This window comes from Pseudomonas sp. SMN11, from assembly GCF_052041945.1.
In the GTDB taxonomy this organism is placed as follows: domain Bacteria; phylum Pseudomonadota; class Gammaproteobacteria; order Pseudomonadales; family Pseudomonadaceae; genus Aquipseudomonas.
In genome coordinates this window covers 124216-140613 of the sequence record NZ_JBKGGW010000011.1, presented here as the reverse complement: position 1 = coordinate 140613, position 16398 = coordinate 124216, and the positions used below count along the sequence as shown (strand labels likewise).

Below are 16398 nucleotides of genomic sequence, written 5' to 3'. Positions count from 1 at the left end.
CCGAAGCGGCCCCTTCGGTCTATCTGGAACAAACCCCAAAATCCCCAGTCAAACTGCTCGTTTCCCAGGCCATCCCGGCCAACGAGGTCCCTCCCGATGAAAGCATTCACCCTGGCAACCCTAATGACCCTGGCCGCAAGCCCGGTGTTCGCCTTCAACCTCAGCGACGCCGCCAACGCCGTCTCTTCCATGCAGAACCAGAACCAACAAGGCCAGCTACAGGCGCCCGAAGGGCAGGCCAACCTGCTCAACACTCTGGGCAGCCAGCTGAACATCACCCCCGAACAGGCCGTGGGCGGGGCAGGGGCCATGCTGGGGTTGGCGCGCAATAACCTGAGCAGCGACGACTATGGCCAGCTGACCAAAGCGGTGCCGGGCCTGGACTTGTTGTCAGGCGCCAATGCCCTGGGCGGGTTGAGTGGGTTGGGTGAGTTGCTGGGCAACGACAAGGGCAGCCAGTCGGCCCTGGACAAGGCGCTGGGCAACGATGTGGAGAACCGCGGCGACCTGGACAATGCGTTCAAGGCGCTGGGGATGGATACCGGGATGATCGGGCAGTTTGCGCCGTTGATTCTGCAGTACCTGGGGCAGCAGGGGATTGCTGGGTCGTTGTTGCAGAATCTGGGGAGTTTGTGGACGACGCCGGCGCCGTTGGCCCAACCTTCAGTCTGAGGGTTTAAAGGGGCGGTGCAGGCATCACCGCCGTTGAAGGCGGGCTCTGTTCTGTAGGAGCGGCCTTGTGTCGCGAAAGGGGCGCGTAGCGGACCCATGATTTCAGCTTCGCGTCGAAAATTGCCGGGGCCGCTGCGCGGCCCTTTCGCGACACAAGGCCGCTCCTACAAGGGATCGCGCAAGCCCGGGGAAACTGGGTCAGGCAGCTTCTGTGAAGTCTACCAGGCGCACCGGGCGGCGGAAGCCGGCAGTCAGTATCGCCAGGTAGGCCAGGCCGAAGGCAAACCAGCATAGGCCGATCACCAAGGTCAGCGCCGACAGGCTGGTCCACAGCCACAAGGTCAGCGCCAACCCCACCAGCGGCACCAGGCCATAGCACAGCAACCCTTTGAGGTTACGCTGAGCTCCATCGTCCATCAGGTGAGTCTTCACCACCGCCAGGTTCACCGCCGAGAACGCTACCAACGCACCAAAGCTGATCAGCGAGGCAAGGGTAGCCAGGTCGATCACCAACGCCAGCAGCGAAAACGCCGACACCAGCGCAATGGCAAACACCGGCGTGCCGAAGCGTGGCGACAGGTAACCGAAGCTGCGCCGTGGCAGCACGTTGTCCCGCCCCATGGTGAACAGGATGCGCGACACCGCCGCCTGCGAGGCCAGCGCCGAACCCAGGCTGCCAGCGACATACGCGGCGGTGAAGAAGTTGGCCAGGAACTGACCGCCCGCCTTGAACATCACCTCGTTGGCCGCCGCATCGGCATTGGCGAAGGTGGTGCCCGGCATCACCAGTTGGCTGACGTAGGCCAGCACGGTGAACAGCACACCGGCAAACAGGGTGGTGAGGATGATCGCCCGTGGAACGTCACGGCGCGCATCACGGCATTCTTCGGCCAGGGTCGAGACGGCGTCGAAGCCGAGGAACGACAGGCACAGCACTGCCGCGCCAGCCATGATCGCGCCAAAACCGGGCTTGGAGCCATCGCCCATCAGCGGCGACAGCAGGTCCAGCGGCTGGCCGGCCAGCGACTGGCACGACAGCGCGACGAACACCGCGATGAAGACGATCTGCGCACCGACGATCAGGTTGCTGGTCTTCGCCACCGAGTGGATTCCGACCACGTTCAGCACCGTTACCAGCACGATCGAGGCCAGGGCGATGGACCACGCCGGGATGGCCGGGAAGGCGATGTTGAGGAACAGGCCGATCAGCAGGTAATTGATCATCGGCAGGAACAGGTAATCCAGCAGCAGCGACCAGCCGGCGAGGAAGCCGACGTTGGGGCCGAATGCCATGTTGGTGTAGGAGTACGCCGAGCCCGCGACCGGGAAGCGCTTGACCATGAAGCTGTAGGACGCGGCGGTGAACAGCATGGCCACCAGGGTGACCATGTAGGCGCTGGCGGTACGGCCGCCGGTGAGTTCGGTGACGATGCCGTAGGTGGTGAAGATGGTCAGCGGGACCATGTACACCAGGCCGAAGAACACCAGGGCGGGGAGGCCGAGGACACGGCGCAGTTGGGCGGAGTTGGAGCTGGGTGGGTTGGCCATCGATCGATCCAGGCATTTTTGTAGTTGTGCTTTGGTCGATTTTTATCCACTTGGGTGGGTGATGACAAAAAAGTATTACTTATTCTAATTATTAGCTTGGGTTTTAATCGGGGCTATGGGTGGGCTGTACCGGCCTCTTCGCGGGCACGCCCGCTCCCACAGAGACTGCGCAAAGCTTAAGATCTGCGCAATCCCTGTGGGAGCGGGCGTGCCCGCGAAGAGGCCAGTACAGGCAATAAACTCAGTTCATGTCAGCGCGCAATTGCTCAATCCGCTGGTCCTTGTCCGCCCACAGCTGGTTGACCCAGGCCTGCACGGTCTGGCGGAAGGCCGGGTCATTTTCGTAATCCCCATCCCACAATGCCGGGTCCAGCTCACGCACCTGAATGTCGATAATCACCCGGCTGATGCTGCCATTAAGCAGATCCCAGAAGCCCGGCGCCTTATTGCCGGGATAGACGATGGTCACGTCCAGCAGTGCATCCAGCTGCTCGCCCAGCGCCGCCAGCACGAACGCCACGCCGCCGGCCTTGGGCTTGAGCAGGTAACGGTAGGGCGATTGCTGTTCGCGGTGTTTGGCCTCGGTGAAGCGGGTGCCTTCGAGGTAGTTCACCACGGTCACCGGCTGGCGCTTGAACAACTCGCAGGCGGCCTTGGTGATCTCCAGGTCCTTGCCCTTGAGATCCGGGTGCTTTTCCAGGAACGCCTTGCTGTAGCGCTTCATGAACGGGTAGTCGAGCCCCCACCAGGCCAGGCCCAGCAGCGGTACCCAGATCAGCTCCTTCTTGAGGAAGAACTTGAAGAACGGCGTGCGGCGGTTGAGGCTTTCGATCAGCGCCGGGATGTCGACCCAGGTCTGGTGGTTGCTGACGGCCAGGTAGGACGTGTCCTTGCGCAGGTTCTCGACGCCACGGATGTCCCATTTCGTGGGGATGCACAGGGCGAAGATGGCCTTGTCGACCTCTGACCAGGCTTCAGCGAACCACATCACGGCAGCGGAGGCGTAGTCGCGCCAGCGCCCCTGCAGCACCAGCTTGAGCAGGGCGAAGACCATCAGCGGGCAGATCATCACCACGGTGTTGATCAACAGCAGGGTGGTCGTAAGAATGCCGGTAAACAGGCGACGCATAAGGAAACTCTTGTTGTGGGAAATTAGCAGGGCGCAATGATAAGCAGCGCTGGGGTCTACGCCAAATGTCCAATGCCCGACGGTGGGGACAAATGTTTCACAACATGTTGGTTAGGCTTGTGACAGCGAACCTATCCTGCCAGTGCAGTCTAAGCACTGACCCTTCTCAAGGAAGCCTGCCTGTGAAATCTCTGCTTGCCCTGTTATCGCTGCTGGCGTTGCCGGTGATGGCCGCCGAACCCACGCTGTATGGCCGTTACGAGAACATCAAGTTGCCCGAACTTGGCCAGACCCTGAAGGCCAAGATGGACACCGGTGCCTGGACCGCGTCGCTGTCGGCCAAGGACATCGAGCTGTTTACCCGCGATGGCGAGGAGTGGGTGCGTTTCCGCCTGGCGACCAAGGACGCCGACGGCAAGGTGTATGAGCACCAGGTCTCGCGCATCAGCAAGATCAAGGGGCGTGCCGAGGAAGAGGACGAGGGTGATGCGCCGGAAGTCTCCAAGCGGCCGGTGATCGATCTGGAGATGTGCCTGGGTGGCGTGCAGCGCACCATGGAGGTGAACCTGGTGGACCGCAGCCACTTCAACTACCCGTTGCTGATAGGTTCCAAGGCGCTGCGCCAGTTCAAGGCGGCGGTGAACCCGGCCAAGAAGTTTACTGCGGGTAATCCTGATTGCTGATATTGAAACCAGACTGGCCCAGCTTTTGTGGGAGCGGCTTTATGTCGCGAAAGGGGCGCGAAGCGGCCCCCAGCTTTTCAGCTTCGCAGCAGAAATCGCCGGGGCCGCTTCGCGGCCCTTTCGCGACACAAGGCCGCTCCCACAAAGGCGAAGCAGGCCTTCAGACTGTTGGTGCTGTCGCCAGCATCGATGGCCGCTTGGTCACCTCGGCATACCACGCCGCCAAGCCAGGCTGGCGCTCACGCCAGCCAAACTCAGGCTGACGCAGGTCCAAGTACCCTAGTGCACAAGCCACGCCGATCGCAGCGAGATCGAAACCGCTAGCCAATTCAGCCAGGTGCTCCTGCTCAAGGTTCGCCAGGCTACGGCGAATCTTCTCGCCCTGTGCTTCGAGCCAACCGTCCCAGCGTTTCTCTTCAGGCCGCAGGAAGCTCTCGTAACGGCTCGACACCGCCGCATCCATGATCGCATCCGCCTGCGAAGCCAAGGTCATGCGCCGCCAGCGCGCCGAGCCCTCGCGCGGCAGCAGCGGCAGGCCGACATGCTGCAGGTCGAGGTACTCGCAGATCACCCGGCTGTCGTGCAGCACGGTACCGTCTTCCAGGCGCAGGGCCGGGATCTTGCCGATCGGGTTGCCCTGGTTGAGCTGCACGTCACCGCTCACCGGGCTGATGTTCACCGGCTGTAGCGCGACACGGCCAAGCTGGCCGGTCTCGTGCAGCACCACCATGACCTTGCGCACGAAGGGCGACAGTGGCGAGTGGAACAGGGTCATCGTGCTCATGGTTCAGTTGCCTTGCAGGCTCGGTGGCAGGCACACGCCGGTACCGCCGATGCCGCAATAGCCGTCCGGGTTCTTGGCCAGGTACTGCTGGTGGTAGGCCTCGGCGAAGTATACGGTCGGCGCCTGGTCGATTTCGGTGGTGATCTCGCCGAAGCCGGCCTTGCTCAGTTCGGCCTGGAACGCGTCGCGGCTGGCCTTGGCCTGCTCCAGCTGCTCAGGGCTGGTGCAGTAGATGGCCGAACGGTACTGGGTGCCAACGTCGTTGCCCTGGCGCATGCCCTGGGTCGGGTTGTGCAGTTCCCAGAACATCGCCAGCAGTTCGCGGTAGCTGACCTTGTCCTTGTCGAACACCACCAGCACCACTTCGGTGTGGCCGGTCAGGCCCGAGCAGACTTCTTCGTAGGTCGGGTTCGGGGTGAAGCCGCCGGCGTAACCGACCACGGTGCTGACCACGCCTTCACGCTGCCAGAAGCGGCGCTCGGCGCCCCAGAAGCAGCCCAGGCCGAAAATGGCGAAGTCGATGGCGCCTTCGAAGAACGGGCCGAGCAGTGGCGTGCCTTCGAACACGTAGTGGAATTCGGGCAGGGACATTGGCGCTTCGCGGCCAGGCAGCGCCTGCTCGGCGGTTGGCATGACGTTTTTGTTCACCAGGATTTCCGAACGCAGGACCATGGCTGTTCCTCTGTATGTCAGTTGGATAGGTGTTGGGGCCTTCGCGGGCAAAACCCACTCCCACAGGGGCAGTACAGGGTTCGAATGCAGTGGGGTACCTGTGGGAGCGGGTTTATCCGCGAAGAGGCCCGAATGGACTCTATAGTGCCCGAGGATAACGCTACTGTCAGGCCATTGGACCGCGTGGATAGCGCTTGAGTTTTTCTGCAAGCTCGCGACCCGGGATCGGCCGGTCGAACAGGTAACCCTGGCCGACGTCGCAGCGGTGCCGGCGCAGGAACGCCAGTTGCTCCGGCGTCTCGATGCCCTCGGCCACCACCTTGAGCTTGAGGTTGTGGGCCATGGCCACCACCGCCGAGGTGATCTCCATGTCGTCCTGGTTGTCGGGGATCTCGTTGATGAAGCTACGGTCGATCTTGATGATGTCGATCGGAAACTTCTTCAGGTAGCTCAACGACGAATAGCCGGTGCCGAAGTCGTCCATGGCCAGGGTCAGGCCCAGGGCCTTGAGCTCGTCGAGCTGGCGGTGGGTGTCTTCCGAGGCTTCCAGCAGCAGGCCTTCGGTCAGCTCCAGCTCCAGCAGGTGCGCAGGCAGGCCTTCTTCCTTGAGGATGGAGGCGATCGAGGCCACCAGGTCGGGGTCGGAGAACTGCTTGGGGGACAGGTTGATGGCCACGTGCAAGCAGCCCATGCCGGCTTCCTGCAGTTGCTGGCTCATGCGGCACGACTGGCGCACCACCCACTTGCCGATGGGGATGATCAGGCCGGTTTCCTCGGCCACGCTGATGAACTGGTCCGGGCGGATCATGCCGCGCTCGGGGTGGTTCCAGCGCAGCAAGGCCTCAAGGCCCAGCAGGCGACCGCTGCGCAGGCACAGCTTGGGCTGGTAGAACACCTCCAGCTCGTTCTGGGTCAGGGCGCGGCGCAGGTTGTTCTCGACGAACAGCTTGTAGCTGGCCTCGGCGTTGAGCACTTCGGTGAACACCTGCACCTGGTGCTTGCCGTTGGCCTTGGCCTTGTGCAGGGCAAGGCCGGCGTTTTTCATCAGGGTGGTCGGGTCGCTGCCGTGCAGCGGCGCGCAGGCCAGCCCTACCGAGGCGGTGACGTTGATCAGTTGGTTGTCGACGAACATCGGCTTGTCGAGGGTGCGCAGCAACTGCAGGGCAACGCCCTGGCCGTCTTCGAGGCTGGTGTCGTCGAGCAGCACGGCGAACTCGTTGCTGGCAAAGCGGGCGAGCACACCGTTGACGCTCAGGCTGTTGCGCAGGCGCCGGGCCAGGCTGATCAGCAGCTTGTCGCCGGTCTGGTGGCCGAGGCTGTCGTTGATCCGCTTGAAGTTGTCGATGTCCACCAGCAGCAGGCAGATCGGGTTCTCGCTGTCACGGGCGAAGCGCTCGTCGAGCTTGCGGATGAACGCCGGGCGGTTGCCCAGGTTGGTCAGGTTGTCGGTGTAGGCCAGGCGCTCGATGCGCTGCTGGGCCAGCTTGGTCTGGGTGACGTCCTCGTAGATGCCGATGTAGTGGGTCAGCTCACGGTTGTCGCCGTAAACCTTGGAGATCGACAGCTGGCCCCAGTAGGGTTCGAGGTTCTTGCGCCGGCTCTTGAATTCACCCTGCCAGCTGTTGCCCATGGCCAGGCTCGACGGCGAGTCGAACAGCAGCTCGCTGAGGTTTTCCAGGGCTGGCAACTCGGCCAGGTGGTGGCCCTGGACTTCCTCGGTGCTGTACTGGGTGATGGCCGTGAAGCTTGGGTTGACGTACTCCACCACGCCGTCGCGGTTCACCAGCAGGAAGGCACTGGCGCTCTGTTCCACGGCCCGCTGGAACAGGTGCAGGGCGCTGGCGGCGGTGCGCCGGTTGTGGTTGGTGATGACCTGGGCGAACTGGTCGGCCAGCTCACCGGCAAAGGCGATTTCATCGGACTGCCAGGCGCGCGGCTGGCCGGTCTGCTCCAGGCACAACACGCCGACCACCTGGCCATCGACGCGAATGCTGGCGTCGAGCATGGCGTTGTTGTCGGCATACAGGCTCTGGGCCAGCTCACGGGTACGTGGGTCGTGGTTGGCGTTGTGGGCGTCGATGGCGCGGCTGGCGTGCAGGGCTTCCAGGTAGTCGGGGAAGCGGCTGGCATCGATCGGTTCGGGCAGGCGGTGCACCTGATCGTTGCGCAGCCAGGCACTGATCGGCTCCAGGCGCTGGTCGTCCAGGTGCCAGATGCTGGCGCTGTCGACCTTGTAGATTTCGCAGGCGCTGCGGGTGATCAACTGGGCGGCTTCGAGCAGCGAGTTTTCCGCGCTGTAACGCTGGCGGGCAAGGCGCAGGATGAGATCTTGCTGGGCCCGCACGCGCTCCAGGTGCTCAAGCTGTTCCTGCTGGGCGCGCTGGTTGATCTGCAGGGCCAGTTGCAGGCGGTTGTTGCGCGATTCCAGGTCGTTGGTGTCGAGGTCGCTTTCGTCTTCGTCATCGAGCACCGTCAGGAAGCCGCGCAGCAGCTGGCGATTGTGCTGCTTGAACGCTTCGCCAGCTTCCAGCAGACGCAGCGCGCGGGCCTGGGTATGCAGGGTATAGCGCACGCGGTAGTAGCCACGGTTGCTCAGTTGCAGCTGGATCTCATCGTGCAGCCGATAGCGTGCCTCGGGCTCCATCAGGCTGGCATAGGGCGAATCGATGAGTGCGCACAGCTCGGACGCGGGCAGGCCGAACTGGCGGTCGCAGGCCGGGTCCAGGTAGAGCATCGCCCAGTTGGCTTCGTTCAGCCTTTCGAAACGCAGCATGCCGAGCCGCGAGGGCACGGGGAGCTGCGTGACGACCTCGGCCGCCACACGGCTGGCGGCATCGGGTTGGCTTTTCATCGAAGACTCGCTTGAAGGGGAACGCAGCCTGGGCGGCGGCATATCTGGCAAGGTTGCATCATGTCCCTGAGGCTGGCAAGCGGCCATGAGGGCTGTCATGTATATGTTTTCGGCCGCCGGGCTGAAATCCTTAGTTTGCCTTGAGATTTTGGGGCCGCTTTGCGGCCCTTTCCGACCGGTCCGGCGCCCCGGCAAGGCCGCTCCTACAAGGGATCGCGGTCTCCTGTAGGAGCGGCCTTGTGTCGCGAAAGGAGGGCAAAGCCCTCCCCAGCATTCTCAAGGCAAAAAAAAGCCCCGCCATCTGGCGGGGTTGAGGTACGAGCGTGGCAGCTCGAAAAGAGTACTGCCCCTCGCAAGGAGGGGCAGTGTGCCGCCTTACAGCAGCATGGTGCGGATATCGCCCAACACGTCGCCCAAGCGCTTGGTGAAGCGCGCGGCGGCAGCGCCGTTGATCACACGGTGATCGTAGGACAGCGACAGTGGCAGCATCAGCTTCGGCTGGAAGGCCTTGCCATCCCAGACTGGCTGCATGGTCGCCTTGGAGACGCCCAGGATCGCCACTTCCGGTGCATTGACGATCGGCGTGAAGCCGGTGCCGCCAATGTGGCCGAGGCTGGAGATGGTGAAGCAGGCACCTTGCATGTCGTCAGCCGACAGCTTCTTGGTGCGCGCCTTTTCAGCCAGTGCAGCGGCTTCGGCAGCCAGTTGCAGCAGGCTCTTCTGGTCGACGTTCTTGATCACAGGGACCAGCAGGCCGTCCGGGGTGTCCACGGCGAAGCCGATGTGCACGTACTTCTTGCGGATGATGGCCTTGCCGCTTGGCGCCAGCGAGCTGTTGAAGTCCGGCAGTTCCTTGAGCAGGAAGGCGCAGGCCTTGAGCAGCAGTGGCAGCACGGTCAGCTTGACGCCAGCCTTCTCGGCCACGGCCTTCTGCGCAACGCGGAAGGCTTCCAGCTCGGTGATGTCGGCGGAGTCGAACTGGGTGACGTGCGGCACGTTCAGCCAGCTGCGGTGCAGGTTGGTGGCGCCGACCTGCATCAGGCGGGTCAGGGCGACTTCTTCCACTTCACCGAACTTGCTGAAGTCCACGGCCGGGATCGGCGGGATGCCAGCGCCGCCGGTAGCGCCAGCGGCTGCTGGAGCTTCCTTGGCCTTTTGCATCATCGCCTTGACGTAGACCTGCACGTCTTCTTTCAGGATGCGACCGTGCGGACCGGTGGCGGCAACTGCGCCCAGGTCGACACCAAATTCACGGGCCAGCTGGCGAACTGCCGGGCCGGCGTGAACCTTGGCGTTGCTGCCGGCAGCCGGTGCGGTAGCGACCGGAGCTGGGGCAGCAGCCGGGGCAGCAGCGGCAGGTGCGGCAGCCGGAGCAGCTTCAGCCTTGGCCGGAGCAGCGGCAGGTGCCGGAGCGGCAGCCGGTGCAGCACCAGCGACTTTCAGCTTGAAGATCAGGTCGCCAGTGCCGACTTCGTCTTCCAGCTTGCACAGGACTTCTTCGACCACGCCGGCAGCCGGCGACGGGATTTCCATGGAGGCCTTGTCGGACTCCAGGGTAATCAGCGACTGGTCGGCTTCGACGGTGTCGCCAACCTTGACCAGCACTTCGATGATCTTGGCCTTGCCCGACGAGCCGATGTCCGGCACGTGGATGTCCTGCACGCTGGCGGCAGCCGGAGCTGCTGCCGGAGCAGGGGCGGCTTCGGCGGCCGGAGCCGGCGCAGCAGCTGGAGCCGGAGCAGCAGCGGCAGCCGGAGCCTCAGGGGCCGCAGCAGCGGCGCCCTCGGCTTCCAGGACCAGCAGCTCGTCGCCTTCTTTCAGGCGGTCGCCCAGCTTGACCTTCAGTTCCTTGATCACGCCGGCCTTTGGCGCCGGGATCTCCATGGAGGCCTTGTCGGACTCCAGGGTCAGCAGGCTCTGGTCAGCCTCGATACGATCACCGACCTTGACGAACAGCTCGATGATTTCACCTTCACCGCTGCCGATGTCAGGTACGCGAATGAGTTCGCTCACTTAAAAATACTCCTCAGCAGTCCAGTGGGTTGCGCTTGTCCGGGTCGATGCCGAACTTGACGATGGCGTCAGCCACAACCTTGGGTTCGATCTCGCCGCGGTCAGCCAGGGCTTCCAGGGCAGCCAGCACCACGAAGTGGCGGTCGACTTCGAAGAAGTGACGCAGCTTCTTGCGGCTGTCGCTGCGACCGTAACCGTCGGTACCCAGGACTTTGAACTCTTTGCTCGGCACCCACTGGCGAATCTGCTCGGCGAACAGCTTCATGTAGTCGGTGGAGGCGATGACCGGACCTTTGCGACCGTTCAGGCACTGCTCGACGTAGGTCTGCTGTGGCTTCTGGCCAGGCTTCAGGCGGTTGGCACGTTCCACGGCCAGGCCGTCGCGACGCAGTTCGTTGAAGCTGGTGACGCTCCACACGTCGGCACCGACGTTGAACTCTTCACGCAGGATCTTCGCCGCTTCGCGGACTTCGCGCAGGATGGTGCCGGAGCCCATCAGCTGTACGTGGTGCGCGGCTTCGCGGGTGTCTTCTTCGAGCAGGTACATGCCCTTGATGATGCCTTCCTCGACACCGGCCGGCATGGCTGGCTGCTGGTAGGATTCGTTCATCACGGTGATGTAGTAGAAGATGTCCTGTTGCTCTTCGGTCATCTTCTTCATGCCGTCCTGGATGATCACCGCCAGCTCGTAGCCGTAGGTCGGATCATAGGTGCGGCAGTTCGGGATGGTGCCCGCCATCATGTGGCTGTGACCGTCTTCGTGCTGCAGGCCTTCACCGTTGAGGGTGGTACGACCGGCGGTACCGCCGATCAGGAAGCCACGGGTGCGGCTGTCGCCTGCAGCCCAGGCCAGGTCGCCAATGCGCTGGAAGCCGAACATCGAGTAGAAGATGTAGAACGGCAGCATCGGCTGGTTGTGGCAGCTGTACGAGGTACCGGCAGCGATGAACGACGACATGGCGCCGGCTTCGTTGATGCCTTCCTCGAGGATCTGGCCCTTCTTGTCTTCGCGGTAGAACATCACCTGGTCTTTATCGACTGGCTCGTAGAGCTGGCCGACCGACGAGTAGATGCCCAGCTGGCGGAACATGCCTTCCATACCGAAGGTACGGGCTTCGTCCGGGATGATCGGGACGATGCGCTGGCCGATGTCCTTGTCCTTGACCAGCTGCGCGAGGATGCGCACGAAGGCCATGGTGGTGGAGATTTCGCGGTCGCCCGAGCCGTCCAGGATCGCTTTCAGCGTTTCCAGTGGAGGGGTCGGCACGCTGAAGCTCTGGGCGCGGCGCTGAGGCACGAAACCGCCCAGGGCATTGCGGCGCTCGGCCAGGTACTTGGCTTCGGCAGAACCTTCTTCCGGCTTGAAGAACGGCAGGTTCTCCAGGTCGGCATCCTTGACCGGGATGTCGAAGCGGTCACGGAAGTGACGCAGGCTGTCGACGTCGACCTTCTTGGTGTTGTGCGCGGTGTTCTTGGCTTCGCCGGCACCGGTACCGTAACCCTTGATGGTCTTGGCCAGGATGACGGTTGGCTGGTCCTTGTGGTTCACAGCCTGGTGGTAAGCCGCGTAGACCTTGTACGGGTCGTGGCCGCCACGGTTGAGCTTCCAGATCTCGTCGTCGGACAGGTCTTCGACCATGGCCTTGAGCTCTGGAGTGTTGAAGAAGTTCTCACGAACGTACGCGCCGTCTTTGGCTTTGTAGTTCTGGTACTCGCCGTCGATGACTTCGTCCATGCGGCGCTGCAGGGCACCGTTGGTGTCCTTGGCGAACAGTGGGTCCCAGAAGCGGCCCCAGACGACTTTGTTGACGTTCCAGCCACCGCCACGGAACACGCCTTCGAGTTCCTGGATGATCTTGCCGTTGCCGCGAACCGGGCCGTCGAGGCGCTGCAGGTTGCAGTTGATGACGAAGATCAGGTTGTCCAGCTTCTCGCGGCCGGCCAGGGCGATTGCGCCCAGGGATTCCGGCTCGTCGCACTCGCCGTCGCCCATGAAGCACCAGACCTTCTGCTTGCCGGCCGGGATGAAGCCACGGGCTTCCAGGTACTTCATGAAGCGTGCCTGGTAGATAGCCTGGATCGGGCCCAGACCCATCGAAACGGTCGGGAACTGCCAGAAGTCAGGCATCAGCCATGGGTGCGGGTACGAAGACAGGCCGTTGCCGTCCACTTCCTGACGGAAGTTGTTCATCTGGTCTTCGTTGATGCGGCCTTCCATGAAGGCACGGGCGTAAACGCCTGGCGATGCGTGGCCCTGGAAGAAGATCAGGTCGCCGCCATGCTCTTCAGTCGGCGCCTGGAAGAAGTAGTTGAAGCCGATGTCGTACAGGGTGGCACTGGAAGCGAAGCTGGAGATGTGGCCGCCCAGGTCCGAGTCCTTCAGGTTGGTGCGCATCACCATGGCCAGCGCGTTCCAACGCACCATCGAGCGAATGCGGCGTTCCATGAACAGGTCGCCAGGCATGCGTGCTTCGTGGGTGACAGGGATGGTGTTGCGGTATGGCGTGGTGATTGCGTACGGCAGCTGGGAGCCACTGCGGGTGGCCAGCTCGCCCATGCGGGTCATCAGGTAATGAGCGCGGTCTTCGCCTTCTTTGTCGAGGACCGACTCCAGGGCATCCAGCCATTCCTGGGTTTCGATTGGATCGAGGTCTTGCATGGCTTGCTCCAGGGCGGAAAGGCCACCAGAATCGGGGGCCTGAGTTTGCGACTGGCCTTATGGGCAGACGTCGTGAATTCTTGGATTACCGGGGTGTCTCCCGGCGCCGTGTAGTTTTACTACATTTGCTTCGGCATTTCATGCTTTTGCACGCCATGGGTAGTAGTAAAACTACACAAATGCGACGTTTGGTCGCACCTCGGCTTGTGAGGAAAAACGTTCATGTTGGTTGGCGGTGTGTCGCGAACAGGTGAATCTTGATGTTTCTTGCCAATGATTCGTTTTTTTCAGCTATTTCCAACTTTTGTATGACAGTCCAACCGAGGTCCGGCTTCCTCTTGGCCGCTTTTTCCCCTTCATTTCACGCCGATCAAGGATAGACCATGCGCCTACCATTGCCGCTCGAACTGCCTGCTTCCCTGCAACCGCTGGTCGTTCGCAACCAGCAGTTCCTGAGCGATGCCGTGGCAGGCCACGCCGACCTCGACCTGCACACCTGGACCCCGCTGCACCGGCAACAGTTCGATCAGGTTGCCGCTGCCAGCGACTTCGTCCTTGGCGTGGCCCAGCGCGAGCCTGCCATGCTGTTCGCCCTGATCGCCAGCGGTGAACTGGACCGCCGCTACGCCCCGGGCGAGCTGCGCGGGCAGATCGCCGCTGCGGCCCAGGCCGCGCAGAGCGAGGACGAGCTGGCGCGCAACCTGCGCCGCGAGCGCAACCGCCAACAGCTGCGGATCATCTGGCGTGACATCACCCGCCAGGCCGAGCTGGGCGAGACCTGCCGCGACCTTTCGGACCTCGCCGACGCGGCCATCGACGAAGCCTACCAGTGGTTGTACCCGCGCCACTGCCAGCAGTTCGGCACGCCCATCGGCAACCGTAGCGGTCAGCCGCAGCACATGGTGGTGCTGGGCATGGGCAAGTTGGGCGCAGTGGAGCTGAACCTGTCGTCGGACATCGACCTGATCTTCGCCTTCCCCGAAGGCGGCGAAACAGAAGGCGTCAAACGCTCGCTGGAAAACCAGGAATTCTTCACCCGCCTGGGCCAGCGCCTGATCAAGGCGCTCGACCCGGTGACCGTCGACGGTTTCGTGTTCCGCGTCGATATGCGCCTGCGCCCGTACGGTTCGGCCGGCGCGCTGGTGCTCAGCTTCAATGCGCTGGAGCAGTACTACCAGGACCAGGGCCGCGACTGGGAACGCTATGCGATGATCAAGGCGCGGGTGGTGGCCGGTGACCAGGCCGCTGGCGCGCAACTGCAGGAAATGCTGCGGCCATTCGTGTATCGGCGCTACCTGGACTTCTCGGCGATCGAAGCGCTGCGCACCATGAAGCAGCTGATCCAGCAGGAAGTGCGGCGCAAGGGCATGGCTGACAATATCAAGCTCGGTGCCGGCGGCATCCGCGAGGTCGAGTTCATCGCCCAGGCCTTCCAGCTGATTCACGGCGGGCGCGACCTGAGCCTGCAGCAGCGGCCGCTGCTCAAGGTGCTGGCGACCTTGGAAGGCCAGGGTTACCTGCCGCCGGCCGTGGTGGCGGAGCTGCGCGAAGGTTATGAATTCCTGCGTTACACCGAGCATGCCATCCAGGCCATCGCCGACCGCCAGACGCAAATGCTGCCGGACAGCGAGCTCGACCGTGAGCGTGTCGCCTATATCCTTGGCTTTGCCGATTGGCAAAGCTTCCACGATCAGTTGATGTACTGGCGCGGCCGGGTTGACTGGCACTTCCGCCAGGTCATTGCAGACCCGGATGAAGAGGAAGGCGAAGGCGAGCTGGTGGTGGGCGGCGAGTGGTCGCCACTGTGGGAACAGGCACAAGATGAAGAGGCTGCCGGTCGCCAGCTGGAGGAGGCAGGCTTCAAACAACCGGCCGAGGCCCTGCGCCGCCTGGCCGCGCTGCGCGCCAGCCCGCAGCTGCGCTCGATGCAGCGCATCGGCCGCGAGCGTCTGGATGCGTTCATTCCACGCTTGCTGGCCCAAGCCGTGGAGCATGACAACCCGGACTTGGTGCTGGAGCGCGTGCTGCCGCTGGTCGAAGCCGTGGCTCGGCGTTCGGCCTATCTGGTGTTGCTCACCGAGAACCCTGGGGCGCTCCGGCGCTTGCTGACCCTGTGCGCCGCCAGCCCGTGGATTGCCGAGCAGATCGCCCGCTACCCGTTGCTGCTCGATGAGCTGCTCAACGAAGGACGCCTGTTCAGCCCGCCACTGGCGCCGGAGCTGGCCGCCGAGCTGCGCGAGCGGCTGACGCGTATCCCCGAGGACGACCTGGAGCAGCAGATGGAGGCGTTGCGCCACTTCAAGCTGGCCCACAGCCTGCGTGTGGCGGCGTCGGAAATCAGCGGCAACCTGCCGTTGATGAAAGTCAGTGACTACCTGACCTGGCTGGCCGAAGCGATTCTCGACCAGGTGCTGGCCCTGGCCTGGCGCCAGACCGTGGCCCGCCATGGCCAGCCCAAGCGCAGCGACGGCAGCCTGTGCGACCCGGGGTTCATCATCATCGGCTATGGCAAGGTCGGCGGCCTGGAACTGGGCCATGGTTCGGACCTGGACCTGGTGTTCATTCACGACGGTGACCCGCAAGCGGAAACCGACGGCGCCAAGCCGATCGACAGCGCGCAGTTCTTCACCCGTTTGGGCCAGCGCATCATCCACCTGCTGACCACCCAGACCAACTCCGGCCAACTGTACGATGTCGACATGCGCCTGCGTCCGTCTGGCGCATCCGGGCTGCTGGTCAGCTCGCTGGGGGCATTCGAGCGTTACCAGCAGGGCGAGGCCTGGACCTGGGAGCACCAGGCCCTGGTGCGTGCCCGTGTGCTGGTGGGCTGCAAGCAGGTGGCGACAGCGTTCGAGGGCGTGCGCGCCAAGGTCCTCGGCCAGGCCCGCGACCTGGGCAAGTTGCGCAGCGAAGTGAGCGAGATGCGCGCCAAGATGCGCGACAACCTCGGCACCAAGGCTACGCTTGCCGGTACCGCGGCCAATGCCTTCGATGCCGGTGTGGCGTTCGATATCAAGCAGGATGCCGGCGGTATCGTCGATATCGAATTTATGGTGCAATACGCCGCTTTGGCCTGGTCTCACGAGCACCCGGCCATACTCCGATGGACCGATAACATCCGCATTCTGGAGGAACTGGAGCAGGCAGGTTTGATGCCGGCCAGTGACGCGGTGCTGTTGCGTGAGGTGTACAAGGCGTTCCGCTCGGCGTCGCACCGCCAGGCCCTGCAGAAGCAGGCCGGGGTGATCGATGCGGCGCAGTTTGCCGATGAGCGCCGCGAGGTGCGGCGGATCTGGGGTGAACTGGGGCTGACCTGAAGGCCCTGAAAGGGTCTGAGTGGTACACTGTCCGCCACATAGCCTGAATATAAAGAGGGGAGGCCAGGCT

General features: G+C 63.3%; 10 protein-coding genes. 3 read left to right on the top strand and 7 right to left on the bottom strand.

Annotated elements, in window-relative coordinates; all coding sequences use genetic code 11:
• Window positions 1-96 precede the first annotated feature (96 nt).
• The gene (locus ACLEJU_RS12790) at window positions 97-672 is read left to right on the top strand and encodes a DUF2780 domain-containing protein (RefSeq protein WP_435425651.1); all 576 of its coding nucleotides are present in this window, start codon (window positions 97-99) and stop codon (window positions 670-672) included.
• Window positions 673-870: 198 nt separating this feature from the next.
• Here the strand turns inward: ACLEJU_RS12790 and ACLEJU_RS12785 are convergent, their stop codons facing one another.
• Window positions 871-2220, bottom strand: a complete 1350-nt coding sequence (locus ACLEJU_RS12785; protein WP_435425652.1) for an APC family permease — start codon at window positions 2218-2220, stop codon at window positions 871-873.
• A 241-nt stretch (window positions 2221-2461) separates the two neighbouring features.
• Window positions 2462-3349, bottom strand: a complete 888-nt coding sequence (locus ACLEJU_RS12780; protein ID WP_435425653.1) for an acyltransferase — start codon at window positions 3347-3349, stop codon at window positions 2462-2464.
• 182 nt (window positions 3350-3531) lie between these two features.
• Between ACLEJU_RS12780 and rloA2 the strand changes: the two genes are divergently transcribed.
• Entirely contained in the window at window positions 3532-4032 is a 501-nt protein-coding gene (rloA2, locus tag ACLEJU_RS12775) for a retropepsin-like aspartic peptidase RloA2 (protein WP_435425654.1), read from the top strand.
• Window positions 4033-4192: 160 nt separating this feature from the next.
• On the opposite strand, the gene ACLEJU_RS12770 is transcribed toward rloA2, so the two are convergent.
• From ACLEJU_RS12770 to aceE, 5 genes are all read right to left on the bottom strand, one after another.
• Entirely contained in the window at window positions 4193-4816 is a 624-nt protein-coding gene (locus ACLEJU_RS12770) for a glutathione S-transferase (protein ID WP_435425649.1), read from the bottom strand.
• A gap of 3 nt (window positions 4817-4819) precedes the next feature.
• A complete protein-coding gene (gene msrA, locus ACLEJU_RS12765) occupies window positions 4820-5488 on the bottom strand; it encodes a peptide-methionine (S)-S-oxide reductase MsrA (protein WP_159408594.1) in 669 nt (222 codons plus the stop codon).
• A gap of 166 nt (window positions 5489-5654) precedes the next feature.
• On the bottom strand, window positions 5655-8339 hold the full coding sequence (locus ACLEJU_RS12760) for a putative bifunctional diguanylate cyclase/phosphodiesterase (protein WP_435425650.1): 2685 nt from the start codon (window positions 8337-8339) through the stop codon (window positions 5655-5657).
• A 375-nt stretch (window positions 8340-8714) separates the two neighbouring features.
• Window positions 8715-10352: a dihydrolipoyllysine-residue acetyltransferase gene (gene aceF / locus ACLEJU_RS12755; protein ID WP_435424958.1), complete on the bottom strand. Its 1638-nt coding sequence runs from the start codon at window positions 10350-10352 to the stop codon at window positions 8715-8717.
• Window positions 10353-10365: 13 nt separating this feature from the next.
• Window positions 10366-13011, bottom strand: coding sequence for a pyruvate dehydrogenase (acetyl-transferring), homodimeric type (gene aceE / locus ACLEJU_RS12750; protein WP_294338599.1), 2646 nt, complete (start codon window positions 13009-13011; stop codon window positions 10366-10368).
• 383 nt (window positions 13012-13394) lie between these two features.
• Between aceE and glnE the strand changes: the two genes are divergently transcribed.
• Window positions 13395-16328 carry a bifunctional [glutamate--ammonia ligase]-adenylyl-L-tyrosine phosphorylase/[glutamate--ammonia-ligase] adenylyltransferase gene (gene glnE / locus ACLEJU_RS12745; protein ID WP_435424959.1) on the top strand — a complete coding sequence of 978 codons (2934 nt, stop codon included), beginning with the start codon at window positions 13395-13397 and terminating at the stop codon, window positions 16326-16328.
• Window positions 16329-16398: the final 70 nt, after the last annotated feature.

What these genes read in the sequence shown, in the direction of transcription:
- aceE (WP_294338599.1), bottom strand. Translation starts at nt 13,011, where the DNA reads ATGCAAGACCTCGATCCAATCGAAACCCAGGAATGGCTGGATGCCCTG.
- msrA (WP_159408594.1), bottom strand. Translation starts at nt 5,488, where the DNA reads ATGGTCCTGCGTTCGGAAATCCTGGTGAACAAAAACGTCATGCCAACC.
- ACLEJU_RS12760 (WP_435425650.1), bottom strand. Translation starts at nt 8,339, where the DNA reads ATGAAAAGCCAACCCGATGCCGCCAGCCGTGTGGCGGCCGAGGTCGTC.
- ACLEJU_RS12785 (WP_435425652.1), bottom strand. Translation starts at nt 2,220, where the DNA reads ATGGCCAACCCACCCAGCTCCAACTCCGCCCAACTGCGCCGTGTCCTC.
- glnE (WP_435424959.1), top strand. Translation starts at nt 13,395, where the DNA reads ATGCGCCTACCATTGCCGCTCGAACTGCCTGCTTCCCTGCAACCGCTG.
- ACLEJU_RS12780 (WP_435425653.1), bottom strand. Translation starts at nt 3,349, where the DNA reads ATGCGTCGCCTGTTTACCGGCATTCTTACGACCACCCTGCTGTTGATC.
- ACLEJU_RS12770 (WP_435425649.1), bottom strand. Translation starts at nt 4,816, where the DNA reads ATGAGCACGATGACCCTGTTCCACTCGCCACTGTCGCCCTTCGTGCGC.
- ACLEJU_RS12790 (WP_435425651.1), top strand. Translation starts at nt 97, where the DNA reads ATGAAAGCATTCACCCTGGCAACCCTAATGACCCTGGCCGCAAGCCCG.